The sequence below is a fragment of the Candidatus Methylomirabilota bacterium genome (assembly GCA_036001065.1).
Taxonomy (GTDB): Bacteria; Methylomirabilota; Methylomirabilia; order Rokubacteriales; family CSP1-6; genus MNEF01.
Genome location: DASYUQ010000223.1, coordinates 1 through 21,826, shown reverse-complemented (window position 1 = coordinate 21,826; position 21,826 = coordinate 1). Strand labels below are relative to the sequence as shown.

17 protein-coding genes and 1 pseudogene are annotated in these 21,826 nt (G+C 69.5%); 12 read left to right on the top strand and 6 right to left on the bottom strand.

Going from position 1 to position 21,826, the window contains the following annotated elements:
* Positions 1-1,026: a GTP 3',8-cyclase MoaA gene (moaA, locus tag VGV13_21465; GenBank protein HEV8643654.1), complete on the top strand. Its 1,026-nt coding sequence runs from the start codon at positions 1-3 to the stop codon at positions 1,024-1,026.
* A 75-nt stretch (positions 1,027-1,101) separates the two neighbouring features.
* On the opposite strand, the gene VGV13_21460 is transcribed toward moaA, so the two are convergent.
* The 5 genes from VGV13_21460 to gltB all read right to left on the bottom strand — a co-directional run bounded on the left by VGV13_21460 (position 1,102) and on the right by gltB (position 9,608).
* Positions 1,102-2,049, bottom strand: coding sequence for a FecR domain-containing protein (locus VGV13_21460; GenBank protein ID HEV8643653.1), 948 nt, complete (start codon positions 2,047-2,049; stop codon positions 1,102-1,104).
* Positions 2,050-2,282: 233 nt separating this feature from the next.
* On the bottom strand, positions 2,283-2,984 hold the full coding sequence (locus VGV13_21455) for an alpha/beta fold hydrolase (protein HEV8643652.1): 702 nt from the start codon (positions 2,982-2,984) through the stop codon (positions 2,283-2,285).
* 7 nt (positions 2,985-2,991) lie between these two features.
* Positions 2,992-3,480: a DinB family protein gene (locus VGV13_21450; protein ID HEV8643651.1), complete on the bottom strand. Its 489-nt coding sequence runs from the start codon at positions 3,478-3,480 to the stop codon at positions 2,992-2,994.
* A gap of 118 nt (positions 3,481-3,598) precedes the next feature.
* Positions 3,599-5,044 carry a glutamate synthase subunit beta gene (locus VGV13_21445; protein HEV8643650.1) on the bottom strand — a complete coding sequence of 482 codons (1,446 nt, stop codon included), beginning with the start codon at positions 5,042-5,044 and terminating at the stop codon, positions 3,599-3,601.
* The gene (gene gltB / locus VGV13_21440) at positions 5,037-9,608 is read right to left on the bottom strand and encodes a glutamate synthase large subunit (GenBank protein ID HEV8643649.1); all 4,572 of its coding nucleotides are present in this window, start codon (positions 9,606-9,608) and stop codon (positions 5,037-5,039) included. Before gltB ends, VGV13_21445 begins: the two co-directional genes overlap by 8 nt.
* A 123-nt stretch (positions 9,609-9,731) precedes the next feature.
* Between gltB and VGV13_21435 the strand changes: the two genes are divergently transcribed.
* From VGV13_21435 to VGV13_21390, 10 genes are all read left to right on the top strand, one after another.
* Complete coding sequence (locus VGV13_21435) at positions 9,732-10,646, top strand: LysR family transcriptional regulator (protein ID HEV8643648.1); 915 nt, start codon at positions 9,732-9,734, stop codon at positions 10,644-10,646.
* 10 nt (positions 10,647-10,656) lie between these two features.
* Positions 10,657-11,787: a Xaa-Pro peptidase family protein gene (locus tag VGV13_21430; GenBank protein HEV8643647.1), complete on the top strand. Its 1,131-nt coding sequence runs from the start codon at positions 10,657-10,659 to the stop codon at positions 11,785-11,787.
* 88 nt (positions 11,788-11,875) lie between these two features.
* Positions 11,876-12,400, top strand: coding sequence for a CBS domain-containing protein (locus VGV13_21425; protein HEV8643646.1), 525 nt, complete (start codon positions 11,876-11,878; stop codon positions 12,398-12,400).
* Between the two features lie 210 nt (positions 12,401-12,610).
* On the top strand, positions 12,611-14,482 hold the full coding sequence (locus VGV13_21420) for a 2-oxoacid:acceptor oxidoreductase subunit alpha (GenBank protein HEV8643645.1): 1,872 nt from the start codon (positions 12,611-12,613) through the stop codon (positions 14,480-14,482).
* Complete coding sequence (locus VGV13_21415; protein HEV8643644.1) at positions 14,479-15,504, top strand: 2-oxoacid:ferredoxin oxidoreductase subunit beta; 1,026 nt, start codon at positions 14,479-14,481, stop codon at positions 15,502-15,504. Before VGV13_21420 ends, VGV13_21415 begins: the two co-directional genes overlap by 4 nt.
* 152 nt (positions 15,505-15,656) lie before the next feature.
* Positions 15,657-17,102, top strand: a complete 1,446-nt coding sequence (locus VGV13_21410; protein HEV8643643.1) for an FAD-linked oxidase C-terminal domain-containing protein — start codon at positions 15,657-15,659, stop codon at positions 17,100-17,102.
* A gap of 12 nt (positions 17,103-17,114) precedes the next feature.
* On the top strand, positions 17,115-18,440 hold the full coding sequence (locus VGV13_21405) for an FAD-binding oxidoreductase (protein HEV8643642.1): 1,326 nt from the start codon (positions 17,115-17,117) through the stop codon (positions 18,438-18,440).
* Entirely contained in the window at positions 18,440-19,702 is a 1,263-nt protein-coding gene (locus tag VGV13_21400) for a (Fe-S)-binding protein (protein ID HEV8643641.1), read from the top strand. Before VGV13_21405 ends, VGV13_21400 begins: the two co-directional genes overlap by 1 nt.
* Positions 19,703-19,709: 7 nt before the next feature.
* Positions 19,710-20,036: a cupin domain-containing protein gene (locus tag VGV13_21395; GenBank protein HEV8643640.1), complete on the top strand. Its 327-nt coding sequence runs from the start codon at positions 19,710-19,712 to the stop codon at positions 20,034-20,036.
* A gap of 94 nt (positions 20,037-20,130) precedes the next feature.
* Positions 20,131-20,838 carry a (Fe-S)-binding protein gene (locus tag VGV13_21390; GenBank protein HEV8643639.1) on the top strand — a complete coding sequence of 236 codons (708 nt, stop codon included), beginning with the start codon at positions 20,131-20,133 and terminating at the stop codon, positions 20,836-20,838.
* Between the two features lie 26 nt (positions 20,839-20,864).
* Here the strand turns inward: VGV13_21390 and VGV13_21385 are convergent.
* A pseudogene (locus tag VGV13_21385) lies at positions 20,865-21,059 on the bottom strand (IS110 family transposase).
* Positions 21,060-21,463: 404 nt separating this feature from the next.
* On the opposite strand from VGV13_21385, the gene VGV13_21380 reads away from it, so the two are divergent.
* The coding region (locus tag VGV13_21380) for an LUD domain-containing protein (GenBank protein HEV8643638.1) at positions 21,464-21,826 on the top strand (363 nt) is incomplete at its 3' end.

The following is a 21,826-nucleotide window of genomic DNA, read 5'->3' as shown; positions in this document are numbered from 1 at the left end:
ATGACGGCTCGCGACACGCTCGGGCGCCCGCTCCAGAACCTCCGGCTATCGGTGACGGACCGTTGTAATTTACGGTGCCAGTACTGCATGCCCGAGGAAGACTACGTCTGGCTGCCCCGGGAGGCGATTCTCCACTTCGAGGAGATCAGCGCGCTGGTCGACGTCTTCATCGGGCTGGGCGTGGACAAGGTGCGGCTCACCGGCGGCGAGCCGCTCCTGCGGCGCGATCTGCCGACGCTGGTGCGTCTGCTGGCGGCCAAGCCGGGCCTCCGTGACCTGGCCATCACCACCAACGCGGTGCTGCTCGCCGACCAGGCCCAGGCCCTCACCGAGGCCGGTCTGCATCGAGTGACGGTCAGCCTGGACACGCTGAAGGCCGAGCGCTTCGCCGCGCTCACCCGCCGATCGACGCACGCCCAGGTGCTGGAGGGCATCGCGGCTGCGACCCGCGCCGGCCTCAGGGGCACCAAGCTCGACACGGTGGTCATGCGCGGCGTGAACGACGACGAGCTGGGGGATCTGATCGAGTTCGGCCGGCGCGTACCGGCCGAGGTGCGGTTCATCGAGTACATGGACGTCGGCGGCGCCACGCGCTGGTCCATGGACAAGGTCGTCTCGCGCGCCGCGATCCTCGGCGTGCTCGAGCAGCGCTACGGCCGCGTCGAGCCCGTCCCCGAGCCGGAGAGCACGGCGCCGGCGGAGCGTTTCAGGCTGCCCGACGGCACGGTCTTCGGGATCATCGCCTCGACGACGGCGCCGTTCTGTCGCGCCTGCGACCGGAGCCGGCTGACGGCCGACGGGATGTGGTATCTGTGCCTCTACGCCCTGGCGGGGACGGACCTGCGTGGCCCGCTGCGCCGGGGGGCGAGCCGGGAGGAGCTGGCCTCGCTCATCGTCGGACGCTGGACGGCCAGGACCGATCGGGGCGCCGAGGAGCGCCTCGCCGCCCGTGACCGCGGACCCCTCATCCAGATCGGCGAACTGCGGCGAGACCCGCATCTGGAGATGCACACCCGCGGCGGATAAAGCCGCGGGTGCTTCCCACCCCCGAGGACGCCGGTACGGACGCTCGCCGGCGTCGTTCCCAGGCTGTCGCGCGCGCTACCTGAGCGGCAGCGTTGGCGTGCCCAGGCCCGAGGTCGTCGTGTTGAGAACCCCCGACGTCTTCGAGAACACGCTCGACGTCGTGGAGGAGAGCGTGCCCGAGGTCGTAGAGAGCGTGCCCGAGGTCGTCGACGTCAGGCCCGAGGTGGACGTCGAGAGCGCGCCCGACGTCGAGGTGACGGGGGTAGTCGTGCCCGACAGGTCCGGCGCCAGGCCCCGCACCAGTGCGTCGACGCGGCTGGCCGCCTTCTGGGCCTCGCTCTCGGCGACGGCAGCGGTCGCCACGGGGGCCGGCGGGGTCCTGTAGTCATTGGCGATCTTCTGGGCCGCCTCGGGCGTGATGGTCCGGAGCTGCGGCGGCGCCGAGCCGGTCACGGTGATGCTCTGCAGGGCTCCGAGGGTCAGCGGAGGACCCAGCGGACGGCGAGAAACGGCGTCGAGCTGAAGAACTTCGACGGTCCCGCGCAGGACCGTGAAGACCGTGACATCCAGCGTACCGTCCGTGGCGCGACCGGGTGAGACCTCGGCCACGACGACCGTGCCGCGGATGGCGACCACGATGTTCGGCGTTCTGATCTCGATGGACTCGCCGGGCTTCATCGCGTCCCTGGCGACCGCCAGAGCGAGCTTGCCGTGGGGCAGGTCCAGTGTGGCCGTTCCCGGTGCCGCGGTGATGGCGAGAATGGAGCGTTCGCGGACGGTGACCGTGGCCCGCCCACCTAGGAGGACGCGCGCGAGCGACCTGTCGCCAGTAGTGATGCGGTCATTGAGGAACACGTCGTCCCTGAACTTGAGCGGCGCGGGCTGCTTGGACGCGAGATGGGCGACTGTCGCATGGCCCTGCAGAGCCGTGACGATGCCGGCTCGCGTGGCCTGAGCAAGGACCGGCGCCGGCAGAAGCACGAGCGCGACCATCAGAAGGGTGACGTAGCAAGTCGTTGGCATCACGATGTCCTCCTGGGGATATGTCCCCGGGGCCGATGCCGCAAGCGAGATGCCAGGCCCACCCACGTCTAAGTCAGCAGAACACTTGGTCTCGCTGTCGCGACCAGCGGGGAGGGTTGGGAAGCCCGGGGAGGTTCTCCCGGGAGCCGGAGCATTTCTCCGGGAGGCGCCCGGGGGCTGGCCGCGCTAGCGACCCGCGGCCTTCTTCTCCATCCACGCGGCGACCGCGGGAATCAGCGACGCGAGGATCCGGCGGTTGAGGACCAGCCCCCAGTGTGAGGCGCCCTCGGCCTCGAGGAACTCCGCGGCCAACGGGAGGTCGTCGTAGGTGCGGCGAGGGAACGTCGGATCGGCCGAGCCGGTAACGATGAACGCCGGCAGGGAAGGTCAGCGATCACGATGCCCGCCCGGCGGTCATCCCGAGCATGGCGCGACTCCGGCCCCAGCGAGGCGAGCGCGATCGCGCGCTCCTCGAGATCGAGGTCGGGCATCGCTGGCTGATCGCCCGGATCGCCGCTCACGATCCCGTACTCCTCGGCGCCGAAGACCCCCGAGCGGAGCGTCGGCGAGGTGTGGCGCGCCCGGGCCGGCGGACTCGGCGCCAGGCCGACGTACGCCAGGGCGCCGCCGCGGGCCGCGGCGATCAGGGCCGCGAGCCCGCCCATGCTCCAGCCCATCACCACGGGGTTGGCCGCGAGCTGGCCCACCAGCGCCGACACGTCGTCCGCGTAGTCGGTCATAGTCGTGCGCGAGAGGTCGAGGGGAGTGCTCGCGCCGTGGCCCCGGAGATCGAGCGCGTAGGCGGGCCAACCGCGCCGGGCCAGTTCCTGCTGCCAGAAGGTCCACACGCGCGCCGAGTTGGCGGCGCCATGGATGAGGACGATGGCGGGGCGGTCGCTGGCCTCGTCGGGAAGGGCCGCGCTGACGGCGAGCACGCCAGCGCTAGCGGCGCGCCCGGTATGCCGCCACGGTGTTTTCGATCTGGCGGGCGTGGATGTCGAGGTGCTCTGCGTAGATCCGCAGCCAGTCCTCGGCGGTGTACCGGCCGGATTCCGTGTGGCGACCTTCCCTCCGCCAGGCGTCCTCCCGCAACGAGCGGATCACCACCGCAGTGTTGGCGCGCACCGCCTCGACGGTCGCCAGGGCCGGCCCGAGCGGGTGGCTGTGGTAATCGAGTCGCACCGCCCACGCTGCCTGGTCATAGCCGAGGATGAGGGGGTCTTTCTCGGCGAGGAGATAGCGAATTCGAGCGGCAGCGTTGGTCTCGGAATCGGCGCAGTGGCAGATCACCTCGTGGGCCGACCATTCGCCCGGCGCCGGCCGCCACTTCGCGGCTCCGTCGGGGACGGTGGCCAGCGCCGCCTTCAGCCGCCCTGGACCCTCCGCATACCGCTCGATGAGCACCTCACGATCAGTGTGATTGAGCGCCATGGCCACCTCCTTTCGAGCGCGGGCTTTGCCCGCGCCATCGATCCCGTTGGGGGAGGATTCGGAGGGGGCCGCTAAGGCCCCCTCCGACGAGGATGAGGGGCGGAGCCCCCCTCCGGGTCTAAATCGGCGCGGGCAGCTCCGACGCCCCCATCAGGTAAAGATCGACGCCGTGGGCGCAGGAGCGTCCCTCGGCGATCGCCCACACGATCAGTGACTGACCACGCTGCATGTCGCCGCACGTGAAGACGCCAGGGACGCTCGTCATCCACTTCTGATCACGCCAGACGTTGCCCCGCTCGGTGAGCCTGAGCCCCAGCTCCTCGACAGGCCCCTTCCGCTCGGGACCGAGAAAGCCCATGGCCAGCAGCACGAGATCGACCTCCAGCGTGAACTCCGTGTCCGGGATCGGCTTGAACTCGATCCGGCCACCCTCGCGAGCCATCTCGACCTTCAGTGCCTCAAGCTGCCTCACGTGTCCCTGCTCGTCGCCGATGAAGCGCTGGGTCGAGACGGCATAGACGCGCTCGCCACCCTCCTCGTGGGCGGAGGAGACGCGGAAGATGTTGGGCCACTGGGGCCAGGGGTTGTCGGAGGCACGCGCGTCGGGCGGCCTCGGCAGCAGCTCGAACTGGTGCACGGAGATCGCACCTTGCCGGTGCACCGTGCCCAGGCAGTCGGCGCCGGTGTCGCCGCCGCCGATGATGACGACCCGCTTGCCATTGGCGGTGATGAACCCTTCGTCGGGGACCGGATCCCCCTCACAGCGCTTGTTCTGGAGCGTGAGGTAGTCCATGGCGAAGTGGATGCCGCGGAGCTCGCGTCCGGGCACTGCGAGGTCCCGGGGCCACCCCGCCCCGCAGGCCAGCACGATGGCCTCGAACTCGCCCAGGAGCTCCCGGGCCGGCACGCCGCCGCCGATGTCCGCGTTGGTCCGGAAGGTGATCCCCTCCTTCTCGAGGACTTGCAGGCGGCGGTCCAGGAAGCGCTTCTCCATCTTGAACTCGGGGATGCCGTAGCGCAGCAGGCCGCCGATACGGTCGGAGCGCTCGAACACGGTGACCCAGTGGCCGGCCCGGTTCAGCTGATCGGCGGCGGCGAGCCCGGCCGGGCCCGAGCCCACCACGGCGACCTTCCTGCCGGTCCGGACGGCGGGCGGCTGAGGCACCACCCAGCCCTCTTCCCAGGCGCGCTCGATGATCGTGTTCTCGACGACCTTGATGGTGACGGGGTCGTCGTTGATGCCGAGCACGCACGAGCCCTCGCAGGGGGCCGGGCAGAGCCTGCCGGTGAACTCCGGGAAGTTGTTCGTCGCGTGCAGCCGCTGGATCGCGTCCTGCCACTGGCTGCGGTACACGAGGTCGTTCCAGTCGGGGATGAGATTGCCGAGCGGGCAGCCCTGGTGACAGAAGGGGATGCCGCAGTCCATGCAGCGCGCCGCCTGCTTCTTGAGATCGTCCTCGGGGTCGGGGAGGTAGACCTCCTTCCAGTCGCGGATCCGCTCCGGGACGGGACGAGCCGGTGGCTTCTTGCGCTTGATCTCGAGGAAGCCGGTGACCTTACCCACTCGTGGCCCCGACCAGCTCGGCGAACGTCGGCTCCCGCCCTTCCGCGCGGGCACGCGCCTCGGCCAGGAGCACGCGCTTGTAGTCCTTGGGCATGACCTTGACGAACCGGGGCCGCATGTCGATCCACTCCGCGAGGATCTTCGCCGCGTAGGTGGAGCGGGTGGCGTCGATGTGGCGCCGGATCAGCTCGCGCACGAGGTCGATGTCCTCGGCCTGATCGAGGGGCGCCAGCTCCACCATCCCGAGATTGCAGCGCCGCTTGAACTCGCCGTCGAGGTCCAGGACGTAGGCGATGCCGCCCGACATCCCGGCGGCGAAGTTGCGCCCCGTCCGTCCCAGCACGACCACGCGGCCGCCGGTCATGTACTCGCAGCCGTGGTCGCCCACGCTCTCGACCACGGTGTGAGCGCCGCTGTTGCGCACGCCGAACCTCTCGCCGGCCACACCACGCACATAGGCCTCGCCGCTGGTGGCGCCGTAGAGGGCGACGTTGCCGACGATGATGTTCTCCTCGGGGACGAAGGTGGCCTGGCGGGGTGGGTAGACGATCAGCTTGCCGCCGGAGAGCCCCTTGCCCCAGTAGTCGTTGGCGTCGCCCTCGAGCGTGAGGGTGATCCCCCGCGGCACGAAGGCGCCGAAGCTCTGGCCGGCCGAGCCGGCGAAGTGGATCCTGATCGTGTCGTCGGGCAGCCCCTCGCCACCATACCGCGCGGTCACCTCGTAGCCGAGAATCGTGCCGACCGCCCGGTTGACGTTCCGGATGGGCAGGCTGAACTCGACAGGCTTCCTCTTTTCGAGGGCCTCGTGGCAGCGGGGGACGAGCGTGATGCGGTCGAGCGACTTCTCGAGGCCGTGGTCCTGGGCGCGCACGCGTCGGCGGGGGACTTCGGGCGGCATGTCGGGCTGGTAGAGGATCGACGAGAAGTCGAGGCCGCGGGCCTTCCAATGGTCGAGGGCGGACTTGAAGTCGAGCCTGTCGGCGCGCCCGATCATCTCGTCCATCGTCCGGAACCCCAGCCTGGCCATGTACTCCCGCACCTCCTCCCCGATGAAGCGGAAGAAGTTCGTGACGAACTCCGCCTGGCCCGTGAAGCGCTTGCGCAGCTCCGGATCCTGGGTGGCGATACCGACCGGGCAGGTGTTGAGATGGCACACGCGCATCATGATGCAGCCCATGACGACCAGGGGCGCGGTCGAGAAGCCATACTCCTCGGCGCCGAGCAGCGCGGCGATGACCACGTCGCGTCCGGTCTTCATCTGGCCGTCGACCTGGACGACGATACGGTCCCGCAGCTTGTTCATGACGAGGACCTGCTGCGTCTCGGCCACCCCCAGCTCCCAGGGGACACCGCCGTGCTTGATGCTGGTCAGCGGCGAGGCGCCGGTGCCCCCGTCGTGCCCGGAGATGAGGACGACGTCGGAGAAAGCCTTGGCCACGCCGGCAGCCACCGTTCCCACCCCGACCTCGGCGACGAGCTTGACGTGGATGCGCGCCCGGGGGTTCGCATTCTTTAGATCGTGGATGAGCTGCTTGAGGTCCTCGATCGAGTAGATGTCGTGATGCGGCGGCGGCGAGATGAGCCCCACCCCCGGCGTGGCGAACCGCACCTTGGCGATCCAGGGGTAGACCTTGTGGCCGGGCAGCTGCCCGCCCTCGCCAGGCTTGGCGCCCTGGGCCATCTTGATCTGAAGATCGTCCGAGTTGACCAGGTACTCGCTGGTCACGCCGAAGCGCGCCGAGGCGACCTGCTTGATCGCGCTGCGCCGCCAATCGCCATTCGGGTCGCGCCGGTATCGCGCCGAATCCTCACCGCCCTCTCCAGTGTTGGACTTGCCGCCGATCCGGTTCATGGCGATGGCCAGCGTCTCATGAGCCTCCTGGCTGATGGAGCCGTAGGACATCGCGCCCGTGGCGAAGCGCTTGAAGATCGCCTCCACGGGCTCGACCTGCTCGATCGGGATGGACTGCTGGGCGTACTTGAGTTCGATGAGCCCGCGGAGCGTGGCCAGACGCTTGTTCTGGTCGTCGACGAGCTTGGTGTACTCCCGGTAGATCTTGCCCTGGCCGGCCCGGGTGGCGTGCTGGAGCTTGAAGACGGTGTCCGGGTTGAAGAGGTGGTACTCACCGTCGCGCCGCCACTGGTACTCGCCGCCCCAGTCGAGGTCGGGCGTGCCGAAAGGCCGCTCGGGGAAGGCCCGCTCGTGGCGGCGGCGGACCTCCTCGTGGACGACGTCGATCCCGATGCCGCTCACGCGGGAAGCGGTGCCAGTGAGGTAGCGGTCGACGAGCTCGCGGTTGAGCCCGATGGCCTCGAAGATCTGGGCGCCGCAGTAGCTCTGCAGCGTGGAGATCCCCATCTTGGCCATGACCTTCAGGATGCCCTTGTTCAGCGCCTTGATATAATTGCGGACGGCCTTCGCATGGTCGATCCCGGTCAGCAGGCCCTCGCGGATCATGTCGTCGAGGGTTTCGAAGGCGACCCAGGGGTTCACGGCACCGGCACCGTAGCCGATGAGCAGAGCCACGTGGTGCACCTCGCGCGCGTCGCCGGTCTCGACGACGAGCCCGCAGCGCGTCCGCTCCCCCCGCCGCACGAGGTGGTGGTGCACCGCCGCGGTGGCCAGCAGGCTGGGGATGGCCGCCCGCTCGCGGCTGATTCCCCGGTCGGAGAGGATGACGATGTTGCAGCCCTCGGCGATAGCGTGACTGGTCCGCGCCTGCAGATGCTCGAGCGCGCGCTCCAGCCCCGCGCTGCCCTCGGCCGAGGGATAGAGCATCGGCAGCGTGATCGCCTTGAAGTCCCGCGCCGAGACATGGGCCAGCCTGGCCAACTCCTCGTTGCTGAGCACCGGGTCCGGAAGCGTGATCTGCCGGCAGGACTCGGGCTCCGGCGACAATAGATTTCGCTCGGGGCCGACCGTCGACTCCATCGACGTCACCAGCTCCTCGCGGATCTGATCGAGCGGCGGGTTGGTCACCTGGGCAAAGAGCTGCTTGAAGTAATCGTAGAGCAGGCGGGGCCGGTCGGAGAGCACGGCCAGGGCGGTGTCCGTGCCCATCGAGCCCACCGGCTCCTCGCCCTGCTTGGCCATCGGTCCTAGGAGGATCCGCAGATCCTCGTGGGTGTACCCGAAGGCGATCTGGCGGGTGCGTACCGTCTCGTGATCGGGCTCGGCCACGGGCGCCGCTGGCAGGTCCTCCAGCGACACCACGTTCTCCCGGAGCCACTCCGCGTACGGATGCTCGGCCGCCAGCTGGGCCTTGATCTCCTCGTCGTCGATGATGCGCCCCTGGGCCGTGTCCACCAGGAAGATCCGCCCGGGGTGCAGCCGCTCCTTGACCAGGATGTTCTCGGGCGGGATGTCGAGCACGCCGACCTCGGAGGCCATGATGACCAGGTCGTCCTTGGTGACGTAGTAGCGCGAGGGGCGGAGGCCGTTGCGGTCGAGGACGGCGCCGATGACGGTGCCGTCGGTGAACGCGATCGAGGCGGGGCCGTCCCAGGGCTCCATGAGCGAGGAGTGGTACTGGTAGAAGGCGCGCCGCTCCGGGCTCATGGACTCGTGGTTCTGCCACGGCTCCGGGATCATCATGAGGATCGCGTGCGGGAGCGAGCGGCCGTTCATCACCAGGAACTCGAGCACGTTGTCGAAGGTCGCCGAATCCGAGAGGCCCTCGCGGGTCACGGGCAGGATCTTCTTGAGATCGTCGCCCAGTAGCTCGGACCGACAGAGCGCCTCGCGGGCCCGCATCCAGTTGATGTTGCCCCGCAGGGTGTTGATCTCGCCGTTGTGGGCGATGTAGCGGTACGGGTGGGCCAGCGGCCAGGACGGGAACGTGTTCGTGCTGAAGCGCTGGTGGACAAGGGCCAGCGCCGACTCGACGTCGGGATCCGTGATGTCCGGGTACATCGTCTCGATCTGGTCGGCGCTCAGCATCCCCTTGTAGATCAGCGTGTTCGAGGAGAGGCTCGGGAGGTAGACCAGCCTCTTTTCGCGGACGTCCATAGCCTCGACGGCGTGCTCGATGCGCTTCCGGATGACGTAGAGCGCGCGCTCGAAATGCGCGTGATCGCGGAGGCCTGAGCCCCGTCCGATGAAGATCTGCTTGATGCCGGGCTCGGCCGAGCGCGCGGAGGCCCCCAGCAGGTGGTCGTCGCTGGGCACGTCGCGCCAGCCGAGCAGCCGTTGGCCCTCCTCCGCGACGATGGTGTGGATCAGCGCCTGGATCTTCTCCCGCTGGACGAGGTCGCGGGGGAGGAAGACCAGCCCGGCGCCGTACTCCTGGGGTCCCGGCAGGTGAATGTCCAGACGGTCGCACTCGCGCCGCAGGAACTTGTCCGGCATCTGCAGGAGGATCCCGGCGCCGTCGCCGGTGTTCGGCTCGCACCCGCAGGCGCCCCGGTGCAGGAGGTTCATGAGGACCTGGAGCGCCTGACGGACGATCGCGTGGGACTTCCGGCCCTTGATGCTGACCACGAAGCCGACGCCGCAAGCGTCGTGCTCGTGCCGCGGATCGTAGAGTCCCTGAGCGGGCGGTGGGCCGGGCTGGTACTCCCTCATCCTGTGATCCCTCTGTTAGGGCCTTTTGTGAAGAGTTGCACGATACTACCCGAGGCCGGACCATTAGTCAGCCCGAAAAAATCGTATGGTAGGTATTAGAGAGTCTAATGGTATGATCCGGGCGTGCACCTGGAGACCCTGCGACTTTACTGCGACATCGTCCGCCTCCGGAGCTTCTCCCGGGGGGCCGAGCAGAACTTCGTCTCCCAGTCGGCCGCCAGTCAGGCGATGCAGCAGCTGGAGCGGGAGCTGGGGGTCCCCCTGATCGACCGGACCCAACGGCCCTTCGTGGTCACCGCCGAGGGGCAGGCGTTCTACGGCGCCTGTCGCGCGCTGCTGGACGCCTGGGAAAAGGCCAAGGCGGAAGTGGCCTCCGTGAAGGCGCGCGTGGACGGCACGGTGAGGGTGGCCGCCATCTACTCCGTGGGGCTGCACGACATGAGCCATCACCTCCAGCGGTTCATGTCCCTGTACCCCAATGCCCGCGTGCAGCTGGAGTGCCTGCACCCTCACAAGGTCGTCGAGGCCGTCCTCAACGGCGAGGCGGACGTCGGCATCATGTCCTATCCGCCCGCCGACCGCGCGCTCTCGGTGGTCCCCTTGCGCTCGGAGCCCATGGCCTTCGTGTGCCATCCCAACCACCGGCTGGGGCGGCGCCGGACCGTCATGCCCCCGGACCTCAACGGCCAGCCGTTCGTGGCGTTCGACCGCGAGCTGACGATCCGCAAGGCGATCGACCGCGCGCTCCGCCAGTACAACGTCAAGCCGAACATCGTGATGGAGTTCGACAACATCGAGACCATCAAGCAGGCGATCATGATCGCCGCGGGCGTCAGCATCCTGCCCCGGCACACGGTGGAGAAGGAGGCGGGAATCCGGACGCTCTCGGTCGTGCCCTTCGGCATTCCCGATCTCGTCCGCCCGGTCGGGATCATCCACCGGCGCCAGAAGCGGCTGCCGCCAGCCGTGAGCCGGTTCATCGAGCTCCTGCAGGAGTCAAACGCCGCGGCCCCCCCCAAGGTCGCCGCGCACCGCTGAGGGATCGAGGATGACCGAGCCCCACAGCCTGCTCATCATCGCGTCGAGCGAAGCCGACTCGAACCTCTACTACGCCTGTGGCTTCCTGGCCCCCGACCCCTTCGTGTACGTGGACGTCGGGGGGCGGCGGCTGTTGCTCATGACCGACCTCGAGATCGACCGGGCGCGCGCCCAGGCGCGCGTCGACGAGGTGCTCTCCTACTCGGCGTACGAGAGCAAGGCCCGCCAGCGCTGGCCGCGGCCGCACCTCGCCGACGTGGTCACACTGCTGCTGGAGGACCTCGGGCTCGGGCAGGTGGCGGTACCGGCGTCGTTTCCCCTGGAGTACGCCGACCGGCTCCGCGAGCGCGGCATCGGCGTGAGTGCGCGGCCCGACCCGCTCTTCCCCGAGCGCCTCCGGAAGTCGCCGGAGGAGGTCGCGGCGATCGCAGCCACCCAGCGCCACACCGAAGCGGCGCTGCAGGCGGCCCTCGACGCGCTCCGCCAGGGCGAGATCCGGGGCGACCTCGTCTACCGAAACGGGCGCCCGCTGACCGCGGAGGATCTCAGGAAGATCGTGAACGTCGCGCTGATGGAGAACGACTGCGTCGCCCAGCACACGATCATCGCCTGCGGTGCCGACGGCGCCGACCCTCACAACGAGGGCTCCGGCCCGATCCGGCCGCACGCGTCGATCGTCTTCGACATCTTCCCGCGCTCGTCCTCGAGCCGCTACTTCGCCGACATGACGCGCACCGTCGTCAAGGGCCGCGCCTCCGACGCCCTCAAGGGCATGTACGACGCGGTCCTGGCCGCCCAGCTCCGAGGGATCGAGCTGATCCGGGCAGGGACCTCCGGGCTCGCCGTGCATACCGAGGTGGCGCAGGTGCTCCAGCGCCGGGGCTTCGAGACGGGCGTGGTCGACGGGCGCAACCAGGGGTTCTTCCACGGCACGGGTCACGGCGTGGGGCTCGACATCCACGAGCCGCCGCGGATCGGCAAGGTGGACTGGTGCCTGGAGGCGGGCAACGTGATGACGGTGGAGCCCGGACTCTACTATCCACGCTGGGGCGCAGTCCGGATCGAGGACATGGTAGTCGTCGAGCCCGGCGGGTGCCGCAACCTGACCAGCTTTCCCAAAGGGACGCTGCTCGAGCTCTGAGCCCGCGCAAACGCCGCGTTGCCCTGGGCGCCGGGGGGGACTACGATGCTGGACACCGGGCTGGCGCGATGCCGGCAGGGGGTGGGGCATGAACGAGTTCGAGGAGGAGTACAGCGAGGAGATCGAAGGCGAGCTCCGGGAGATCCGGGGAGCCCTGTTCAACGACACGATCGCGGTGCTGTCACCCGCGGAGCCGATCTGCCTGCGGGAGACGGCAATGGTCCACGAGGCGGTGCAGAGCATGCTGGCCCGCCATCAGGCGGGCGTGCTGGTGGTCGACGCCCAGGGACGGCTCACGGGGATCTTCACCGAGCGGGACGTGCTCAACCGCGTCGCCGGCAAGGCCCTCGATGTCCGGCGCACGCCGCTCAGCGCGGTGATGACGCCCAATCCGGAGGCGCTCTCCGTATCCCAGCGCGTGGCCTACGCGATCCACTGCATGGGCGTCGCCGGCTACCGCACCGTGCCGCTAGTCGACGCCGAGCAACGCCCGGTCGGCGTGGTCACGGTCAGCGACGTCATCCGGTGGCTGGGGAATCTATTCCCGGAGGCCGTGCTGAACCTGGCCCCCGGCGACACCATCAAGCACCCCGGGCGCATCGACGCCGGTTAGGCGGTACGGCGGTCTAACCGCGAGGAATTCTTGCCCTTTCCGCGCTGCTCCGATAAAATGATTTCAGGTCTGCCCGGGGGCGAATTCCCCAAGCAGTCCGGGATCCAGCGCAATCCCCGCCGGTGAGGCACGCCCGACGCGTGCGTGTCGAGGCAGGTGCGTGACGGCGCTTGATCTGATCACTCGAACCGACGAGAGGACGATGGATCGATGAGCGAGACCGTGGCTCCCGCCCGGACCGCCGCAAAACAGCTGAAGGAGCTGGACCGCGCCGTGGTCCGCTTCGCCGGAGATTCCGGCGACGGCATGCAGCTCACGGGCGAGCAGTTCACGACGGAATCGGCCTGGGCCGGCAACGACATCGCCACGCTTCCGAACTTCCCGGCGGAGATCCGGGCCCCCGCCGGCACGCTCTTCGGCGTCTCCAGCTTCCAGCTCCAGTTCGGCAGCCAGCGCGTCTACACGCCGGGGGATCGGCTCGACTGCCTGGTGGCGATGAACCCGGCGGCGCTGAAGGTGCATGTGAGCGATCTGAAGCCGGGTGGGCTCCTCATCGTCAACACCAACGCGTTCGACAAGCGGAACCTCGACAAGGCCGGCTACCCCTCGAATCCGCTGGACGACCCCGCGCTGGCCGAGCGCTATCGCCTGCACAAAGTGGACATGACGGCCCTCACCCTGGAGGCGATCAAGGACCTGGCGCTGAACCAGAAGGAGAAGGAGCGCACCAAGAACTTCTTCGCCCTGGGCGTGGTTTCCTGGATCTACACGCGACCGCTGGAGCCGACGCTCGAGTGGATCAAGAGGAAGTTCGCGAAGAACCAGGTCATCGCCGAGGCCAACGCGCGCGTCCTCAAGGCGGGTCACGCCTTCGGCGAGACGGCAGAGATCTTCGCCGAGCATTATGCGGTGGAGGCGGCCGAGCTGCCGCCGGGCCTTTACCGCGCCATGACCGGCAACCGGGCGCTGGCCTGGGGGCTTCTGGCCGCCGCGCAGCGCTCGAAGCTGCCCGTCGTCTACGGCGCGTACCCGATCACGCCGGCCAGCGGCATCCTCGAAGAGCTGGCGATGCACAAGCGGTTCCGGATCCGGACGATCCAGGCCGAGGACGAGATCGCCGCGGTGACGGCGGTGATCGGCGCCGCGTTCGGGGGGGCGATCGGCGTGACGGGCTCCAGCGGGCCCGGCATCGCGCTGAAGGGCGAGGCCATCGGTCTGGCCGTCACTTCGGAGCTCCCCCTGGTCGTCTTCAACATTCAACGCGCAGGCCCCTCGACGGGCATGCCTACCAAGACCGAGCAGGCCGACCTGATGCAGGCCCTCTACGGCCGCAACAGCGAGTCGCCGGTCGTCGTGCTGGCGCCGGCCACGCCGGGCGACTGTTTCTACATCGCCTACGAGGCGGTGCGCATCGCCACCAAGTACATGGTGCCGGTGATCGTGCTGAGCGACGGCTTCCTCGCCAACGGCTCCGAGCCGTGGCCCATCCCCGACGTCAACAGCCTGCCGCCCATCGACGTCCAGTTCCGGACCGAGCAAGAGGGGTTCTTCCCCTACTTGCGCGATCCGGCGACGCTGGCGCGGCCGTGGGTGAGGCCGGGCACGCCGGGGCTCGAGCACCGCATCGGCGGGATCGAGAAGCAGGACGTGACGGGCAACATCTCCTACGACCCGGACAACCACGACCACATGGTCCGCACGCGCGCCGAGAAGGTGCGCCGGGTGGCCCAGGAGATCCCGCCCACGTCGATCAACGGCCCGGCCACCGGAGACCTTCTGGTCGTCGGTTGGGGCGGCACCTACGGGGCCATCACCGCGGCGGTCGAGCGCGCCCAGATGGAGGGGAAGTCGATCGCCTCCGTCCACCTGCGCTACCTCAACCCCCTGCCACCGGACCTCGGCCACATCCTGCGCGAGTACCGCAAGGTGCTGGTGCCCGAGATCAACAGCGGTCAGCTCGTGCGCGTGCTACGGGCCGAGTACCTGGTGGACGCGGTCGGCTTCAACCGCGTGCGCGGCCTACCCCTGGCGACCGACGAAATCTACGAGACCATCAAGCAACTCCTCGAGAGCGCGTCATGAGCGTGAGCGGAGCGGGGGCGGCCGAAGCCCGGCGCTACACGAAGAAGGACTTCGAATCGGACCAGGACGTCCGCTGGTGCCCGGGGTGCGGGGACTACGCGATCCTGAGCGCGGTCCAGAAGACGATGCCCGACCTCGGCATCCCCAAGGAGAACATCGTCTTCATCTCCGGGATCGGCTGCTCCAGCCGGTTCCCGTACTACATGAACACCTACGGGTTCCACACGATCCACGGTCGGGCGCCCGCCGTCGCCACGGGCCTGCGTCTGGCCCGGCCCGATCTCAAGATCTTCGTGGTCACCGGCGACGGCGATGGGCTCTCCATCGGCGGCAACCACATGCTGCACGTGCTTCGCCGCAACGTGAGCCTGACCATCCTCCTCTTCAACAACCGGATCTACGGGCTCACCAAGGGGCAATACTCGCCGACCAGCGAGCTGGGCAAGGTGACGAAGTCCACGCCGTTGGGCTCGGCCGACCGGCCCGTCAACCCGCTGGCGTTCGCGCTCGGCTGCGGCGCCACGTTCGTCGGGCGAACGGTCGATCGCGACGTCAAGCACATCGAGGAGATGCTCAAGCGCGCAGCCCACCACAAGGGCACGGCGTTCCTCGAAATCTTGCAGAACTGCAACGTGTACAACGACCTCGCCTGGAACGCGCTGTACGAAAAGGAGTCCAAGCTGCAGTACGAGCTCCGCCTGGAGCAGGGCAAGCCGCTGCTCTTCGGCCCGCCCGACGATCGCAAGGCGGTCATCATGGACGGCGTCATCCCCAAGGTCGCACCGGCCGCCAGCGTGCCGGCCAGCGCCCTCTGGGTACACGACGAGAAGAACGTGAACGCGGCCAAGCTGCTGGCCGACCTCTGGGCCCCGGAGTTTCCCATTCCGATGGGTGTGCTGACGGCGGTGGAGGCGCCCGTGTACGAGGAGATCCTCCTCGATCAGGAGCAGCGCGCCATCTCGGAGCGCGGCCCCGGCGACATCGCCAAGCTCCTCACGTCGGGAGATACCTGGAAGATCTGACTCGAAGGGGGGCTTTGCCCCCCTTTCTGGTCGGAGGGGGCCTCGACGGCCCCCTCCGAGACCTCCCCCAGGACCGAGTTGCGCCGGCTCCGCCGGCGCTCGAACACCGCGATCACTGCCCGAGGTAAACTAGTGCCGCTTATGGAAGCGCCATGCCACTAAGCCCCGCCGTCGTCAAAGAGCTGGAGCGTATCCTGGGTCCCGAGGGGCTCGTCACGACGCCCGAAGGACGTCTCGTCTACGAGTGCGACATGCATACCTTCTACAAGGGGATGCCCGACGCCGTGGCGCTGCCGACCCGGACGGAGCAGGTGCAGGCGATCGTCGTCCTCTGCCGGCGCCAGTGCCTGCCCGTCGTGCCCCGGGGGTCGGGGACCGGGCTCATCGGCGGCGCCATGGCGCCTCGCGGGGGCGTCATGGTCTCCCTGAACCGCATGGACCAGATTCTCGAGATCGATCTCGCCAACCGCTGCGCCACCGTGCAGTCGGGGCTGATCAACCTGTCGCTTACCCGGGCGGTGAGCGATCGGGGCTACTTCTTCGCCCCCGATCCCTCGAGCCAGATGGTGTCGTCCATCGGCGGCAACGTCTCGACCAATGCCGGGGGGCCGCACTGCCTGAAATACGGCATCACCACCAACCACGTCCTGGGGTTGGAGATGGTCACGGGCCGCGGCGAGCTCGTCCACCTCGGCGGTAAGGTGATGGACCACCCGGGCTACGACCTGACGGGTGTCGCGGTGGGAAGCGAGGGGACGTTCGGGCTCGTCACCGCCATCACGGTGCGCCTGCTCCACGCCCCCGAGGCGGTGAAGACCGTGCTGGCTTCCTTCGCCACGATCGTGGAGGCCTCCGAAACGGTCTCGGACATCATCGCGGCCGGGATCGTCCCGGCCGCTCTCGAGATGCTCGACGCGGTCATCATCCGCGCCATCAACGCCGGCGTGGGCGCGGGATACCCGGATAGCGCGGGCGCGGTGCTGCTCATCGAGCTGGACGGGCCGAGGGCGGAGGTGGAAGTCCAGGGCGAGCGCTGCGCGGCCCTCTGCCGCCGGCATCGCGCCCTCGAGGTGCGCGTGGCGCGCGACGAAGCCGAGCGGGCGCTTCTCTGGAAGGGACGCAAGGAGGCGGCCGGGGCCGTCGGTCGACTGACCTCGAGCTACCTGCTGCAGGACGCCGTAGTCCCGCGCTCGAAGCTCCCCCAGATCATGCGGGAGATGGAAACCATCGCCGCCCGCCACGGCCTGCTGATCGCCAACGTCTTCCACGCGGGTGACGGCAACCTGCACCCGTTGATCTGCTACGACGACCGCCAGCCCGAGGAGCTGGCGCGGGCGGTTCAGGCCAACGAAGAACTGCTCCACGCCTGCATCGGGCTGGGAGGCAGCGTGACCGGCGAGCACGGGGTGGGCGTGGACAAGGCCAAGAATTTGACGCTCCAGTACGCCGAGGCCGACCTGAACTTCATGTACCGCCTGCGGCGCGTCTTCGATCCCGGCGGGATCATGAATCCCGAGAAGCTGCTGCCGTCCCACCCGGCCTGCGGCGAGGGATTCAGGCCATCGCGTCCGGTCCTGCCCACCGGAAGCTGGATCTAGCGAGCCTGCGTGATGAGTGTCTCCACCCGGTCCCTGGAGGGCACCCTTGCCGAGATCGTCGGCCGTGAGCGCGTGAGCGCCGAGCCCCGCCTCCTGGCCGCGGCGGCCATCGACGGGCACGCGCCGCGGTGGGTGGTGAGCCCGGCGGCGCTGGAGCAGGTGGCCGCCGTCCTGGCGCTGGCTCACGACGAGAAGCTCGCGGTGGTGGCGCGGGGCAGCGGCAGCGCCCTCGATCTGGGTCGTCCCCCCGTGCGGCTGGACGCCGTGCTCGACATGCGTGGCCTGACGAGGATCATCGAAGACCACCCCGACGATCTCACCGTGAGCGTGGAGGCGGGAATCACCGCCGGAGCGCTGGCCGCGCGGCTGGCCGCCCGGCGCCAGTGGCTTCCGGTGGATCCGCCGGCCTGGCAGTCGCGGACGATCGGCGGCCTCGTCGCCACCAACGCCCACGGTCCGCTCCGGGCCCGCTACGGCACCCTCCGCGATCTCCTGCTGGGTGTGCGCTTCGTCGCGGCCGGCGGCGTGTCCACCTGGGGTGGCTCCCGGGTGGTGAAGTCCGTGACCGGCTACGACGTGCCCAAGCTGATGGTCGGATCGCTCGGTACCCTCGGCGTGCTCACGGAGCTCACGCTTCGACTGCACCCGATGCCCGAGTCCGAGCTGACGTGGCTCGCCGCCTTTCCCTCCACGGGGGCGGCCCAGGCGTTCGTCGCGCGCGTACTGGACTCGCCGCTGCAGCCGAGCCGCGTCGAGCTTCTGAATGAAGCGGCCCTGCGCGCATGCGCCGCCACCCCGGCCCGGGCCGCCGTCGCCGTCGCGATTGGAAGCGTCGAGGCCGCCGTGCGCGATCAGGGCGCGCTGGTCGAGGACTTCGCCCGCCGGGCGGGGGGCGGGGCCGCCGGCGCGCCCGCGGCCTTCTGGGAGCGCTACGACCGCGCCTTCACGAGGAGCGACGGGCAGATGGTGCTCCAGGTCGCGTCGCTGACGAGCCGCCTCGCCGACACGGTGGACCTGATCGAGCGCGGCCACGATGGGTTGGGCTCGGACGCCGCCCTGATGATCACCGGCTGCGCGGCGCTGGGGACGCTCCGGGTCACGCTCACGCTCACGGGCGCCGATCTGGAGGCCGCCGCCGGGTTCGTCGAGCGGCTGCGGGCGTTCGTCGGCGATTTCGAGGGCAGCGTGGTGATCCAGAGCGGGCCGGCCGTCCTCCGGGCCGGCGTGGATCCCTGGGGCGCGATCGACCCCGCGGCGCTCACGCTCATGCGCGCGCTGAAGGACGAGTTCGATCCCCAGCGCCTGTTGAATCCCGGCCGCTTCGTCGGGGGCCTGTGATGAGTGGTGCTCGACTGGGAGCTTTCACCGCGCCCGACCTCCCCAGCCTGGACGGGATCCGCGCGTGCGTGCATTGTGGCATCTGCCTGCCGCAGTGCCCGACCTACCGCGTGCTCGGCGAGGAGATGGACTCACCCCGCGGGCGCATCTACCTCATGCGGGCCGCCGCCGAGGAGCGGCTCGAGCCGACGGAAGCCTTCGCGCGCCACATGGATCTCTGCCTCGGCTGTCGCGCGTGCGAGAGCGCCTGCCCGGCGGGGGTGCCCTTCAGCGCCCTGATGGAGGCCACGCGCTCGCAGCTGGCGCGCCGCGGGCTGTCGTCTCAACCGCGCCTGCTCAAGCGGCTGGTCTTCGCCGTGTTCCCCCATCCCGGCCGCGTGGGCCTGCTCCTCGGCGCCTTACGCCTCTCTCAGCGCCTCGGGCTTCAGCGCCTGATCCGCGCCAGTGGCCTGCTGCGTCTGGTGCCGCGCCTGGCGGCGATGGAGGCGCTGCTGCCCCCGGTGCCGCAGCGCGATCCGCTGCCCGCGCTGATTCCCGCCCGGGGTCGGCGCCGCGGGCGCGTCGGGCTGCTGACCGGCTGCGTGCAGCGCCACCTGTACCCGCGGGTGAACCGCGACACGGCCCGCCTGCTGAGCTTCGCCGGCTGGGACGTCGTCGTGCCGCGCGGGCAGGGCTGCTGTGGCGCGCTCGATCTGCACGGGGGGCGGCTCGAAGCGTTCCGGCGACGTGCCCGGGCCCTGGCGGCGCAGTTCGCCGGGGACCTCGACTACGTCGTCACCAATGCCGCGGGTTGCGGGTCGGCCATGAAGGAGTACGGCCACTGGCTGCCCGAGGCCGCCGAGGTCGGAGCGCTCGCTCGACGCGTGAGAGACGTCAGCCAGCTCCTCGTCGACGTCGAGCTGCCGCTCGGCCGGCTGGAGACGACGGTGACGTACCACGATGCCTGCCACCTGGCTCACGGCCAGAAGCTGAGGAGCGAGCCCCGCGCCCTGCTGGCCCGCGTTCCGGGCCTGCGACTCGTCCCGCTGGCCGACAGCGAGCTCTGCTGCGGGAGCGCCGGCGTTTACAATCTCGTCGAGCCAGAGATGGCCGAGCGGCTGCTGGACATGAAGATCTCGCGCATCCTCGCGACGGGAGCCCGGGTCGTGGCCGCCGCGAACCCGGGCTGCCTGCTCCAGATCGCGAAGGGATGTCGCGCACGGGGGCTCGACATCGAGGTGGTCCACCCGGTCGAGCTGGTGGCCCGCGCGCTCACGGCATGAGGCCGACATGAAGATCCGAGTGAGGGAACTCGCGGAGTTCCGTCCGGACAAGATGGCGAAGATCGCGCTGGCGACGACGGCGCGCACCCAGCTCGACCTCTACTGCCTGGCACCGGGGCAGGAGCAGAAGCCGCACGCCCATCAGGACCAGGACAAGATCTACTTCGTCCTCGAGGGACGCGGGCGCGTCTTCCTGGACGGGCGGGAGGAGACGGTGGACGCGGGCGAGGCGGTGGTGGCTCCGGCCGGGACCGCCCACGGCCTGGCCAACACGGGGACGACACCGCTGCTGGCCCTCGTCGTCGTCACGCCCCCGCCGCCCCACAGCGCATGAGCGAACCCCGTACTGGGGGAGGCCTCGAAGAGGGCTCCCAGGGCCCCTCCGACCTATGAGCGAACCCGGAAAGGCTCCGATCAGGGCCTCGCTGATGGTCACGTGCCTGGGGGACATGTTCTATCCCGAGGTCGGCATCCGCATCGTCCGCCTGCTGCGGCGCCTGGGCGTCGACGTCGACTTCCCCCGCGGCCAGACCTGTTGCGGCCTGCCCCTGTTCAACTCCGGCTATCACGCCGAGGCGGCCGAGGTCGCGCGGCGGACGATCCCATTGTTCCGCGATTCTCAACACGTCGTCGTGCCGTCGGGCTCCTGCGCCTGGATGGTCAGGCACGAGTATCCGGGCCTCGTGCGCGAGCCCGGCCTCCGGGCCGAGGCCGAGCGCCTGGCGAGCCGCACGTTCGAGCTTTCCCAGTTTCTGGTGTCGGTCCTGGGCCGGACGGAGTTTCGGAGCGCCGTGCCCGGGCGCGTCACCTACCACGACTCATGCCACCTCTTGCGCGGCCTCGGGGAAGCCGCCAGCCCACGCGCCATCCTCAAAGGGCTGGCGGGCGCGGAGTTCGTGGAGCTGCCCGGCGGCGACGAGTGCTGCGGCTTCGGCGGCTCCTTCTCGGTGCGGCTGCCCGAGGTGTCGACGGCCATCCTCGACAAGAAGCTGGTCAACATCGAGGCGACGGGCGCGACCTGCGTGGTCGCCTGCGACGCCGGGTGTCTCATGCAGATGAGCGGCGGGCTGAGCCGGCGGGGGTCGAAGGTCCGGGCCCTGCACCTGGCCGAACTGCTGGAGGGGGAGGCGCGATGAGACACCCTGTGTCAACCCTCGAGTGGTCACGCGGCGGCCAAGCGCTGGGCGGCACGGTGAAGGGTGAAGTCGCAGGGACGGCGGTCTTGCCAGCAGCGCCACAGGACGCGAACCCACGCGCGGGCCAGGATGCGGATCGCATGGGGATGATCACAGCCCCGCCGACGCACGGCGGTGTAGGTCGCCGCTGCCCAGGGCGAGGCATGGCGGGAGTTGTCGGCGAGGACGCAGACGGCGTGCGTCCGGCTCGCCCAGTCGAGGCCGACGAAGAATGTCATTGCGCTCCTCCCGGGGCCCGCGAGACACTGCGAGGTGAGAGGTCCTGCCGGTCGCTCACTGACAGGCGCTCCGGGCTTCAGTTGCCCCTGGCGCTACACCCTGTGGCCGGTCTGGGCCTCTCTTCATTTGATTCGGGGGAGCGGGTCTCATCGTGGCCGTCGAGCGGCGAGCGATGCAGGCTCTCCCCGAACGCTGCCAACACGGTTACCCCCTACGATCGGCGATCCACCGCGGTTCGTCCAAGAAACTCGATCGCCCATTGCCTGCAGGATCGAAGATCGCCGAGCGGGCAGTACCTGGGTATCCCCGCGAGTGACGTCACTCGTCTCTTGAGGAGGGTAGTCTAGTGAGCGATCTCCCGGCCCCCTTCCGGCGGCGGGCCGCCGCGGCGCTCGACGACGCCTTCCTGCAGGAAGCGCTGACGATCGCGACGACCAAGTTCATCGGGCTGCGGCGGGAGGCTTTCGACGGCTTCCCCCAGGGCGAGCGCCTCCGCGACCGGGCCCGCCAGATCAAGGAAGCCACCCTCCAGCGGCTGGATCACTACCTCGAGCGACTGGTCGACAACGTGGAGCGGCTGGGCGGTCATGCCCACTACGCGGTCACGGCCGAGGAGGCGCGGGACATCATCCTCGGGATCGCCAAGCGGGCGGGCGCGCGGATGGCGGTCAAGACCAAGTCGATGGCGACCGAGGAGATCGAGCTGAAC

Coding starts and splice junctions, on each gene's coding strand:
- VGV13_21400 (HEV8643641.1), top strand. CDS start 18,440: ATGAGTGGTGCTCGACTGGGAGCTTTCACCGCGCCCGACCTCCCCAGC.
- VGV13_21405 (HEV8643642.1), top strand. CDS start 17,115: ATGAGTGTCTCCACCCGGTCCCTGGAGGGCACCCTTGCCGAGATCGTC.
- VGV13_21415 (HEV8643644.1), top strand. CDS start 14,479: ATGAGCGTGAGCGGAGCGGGGGCGGCCGAAGCCCGGCGCTACACGAAG.
- VGV13_21390 (HEV8643639.1), top strand. CDS start 20,131: ATGGTCACGTGCCTGGGGGACATGTTCTATCCCGAGGTCGGCATCCGC.
- VGV13_21395 (HEV8643640.1), top strand. CDS start 19,710: ATGAAGATCCGAGTGAGGGAACTCGCGGAGTTCCGTCCGGACAAGATG.
- VGV13_21420 (HEV8643645.1), top strand. CDS start 12,611: ATGAGCGAGACCGTGGCTCCCGCCCGGACCGCCGCAAAACAGCTGAAG.
- VGV13_21430 (HEV8643647.1), top strand. CDS start 10,657: ATGACCGAGCCCCACAGCCTGCTCATCATCGCGTCGAGCGAAGCCGAC.
- moaA (HEV8643654.1), top strand. CDS start 1: ATGACGGCTCGCGACACGCTCGGGCGCCCGCTCCAGAACCTCCGGCTA.
- gltB (HEV8643649.1), bottom strand. CDS start 9,608: ATGAGGGAGTACCAGCCCGGCCCACCGCCCGCTCAGGGACTCTACGAT.
- VGV13_21460 (HEV8643653.1), bottom strand. CDS start 2,049: ATGCCAACGACTTGCTACGTCACCCTTCTGATGGTCGCGCTCGTGCTT.
- VGV13_21425 (HEV8643646.1), top strand. CDS start 11,876: ATGAACGAGTTCGAGGAGGAGTACAGCGAGGAGATCGAAGGCGAGCTC.
- VGV13_21450 (HEV8643651.1), bottom strand. CDS start 3,480: ATGGCGCTCAATCACACTGATCGTGAGGTGCTCATCGAGCGGTATGCG.
- VGV13_21410 (HEV8643643.1), top strand. CDS start 15,657: ATGCCACTAAGCCCCGCCGTCGTCAAAGAGCTGGAGCGTATCCTGGGT.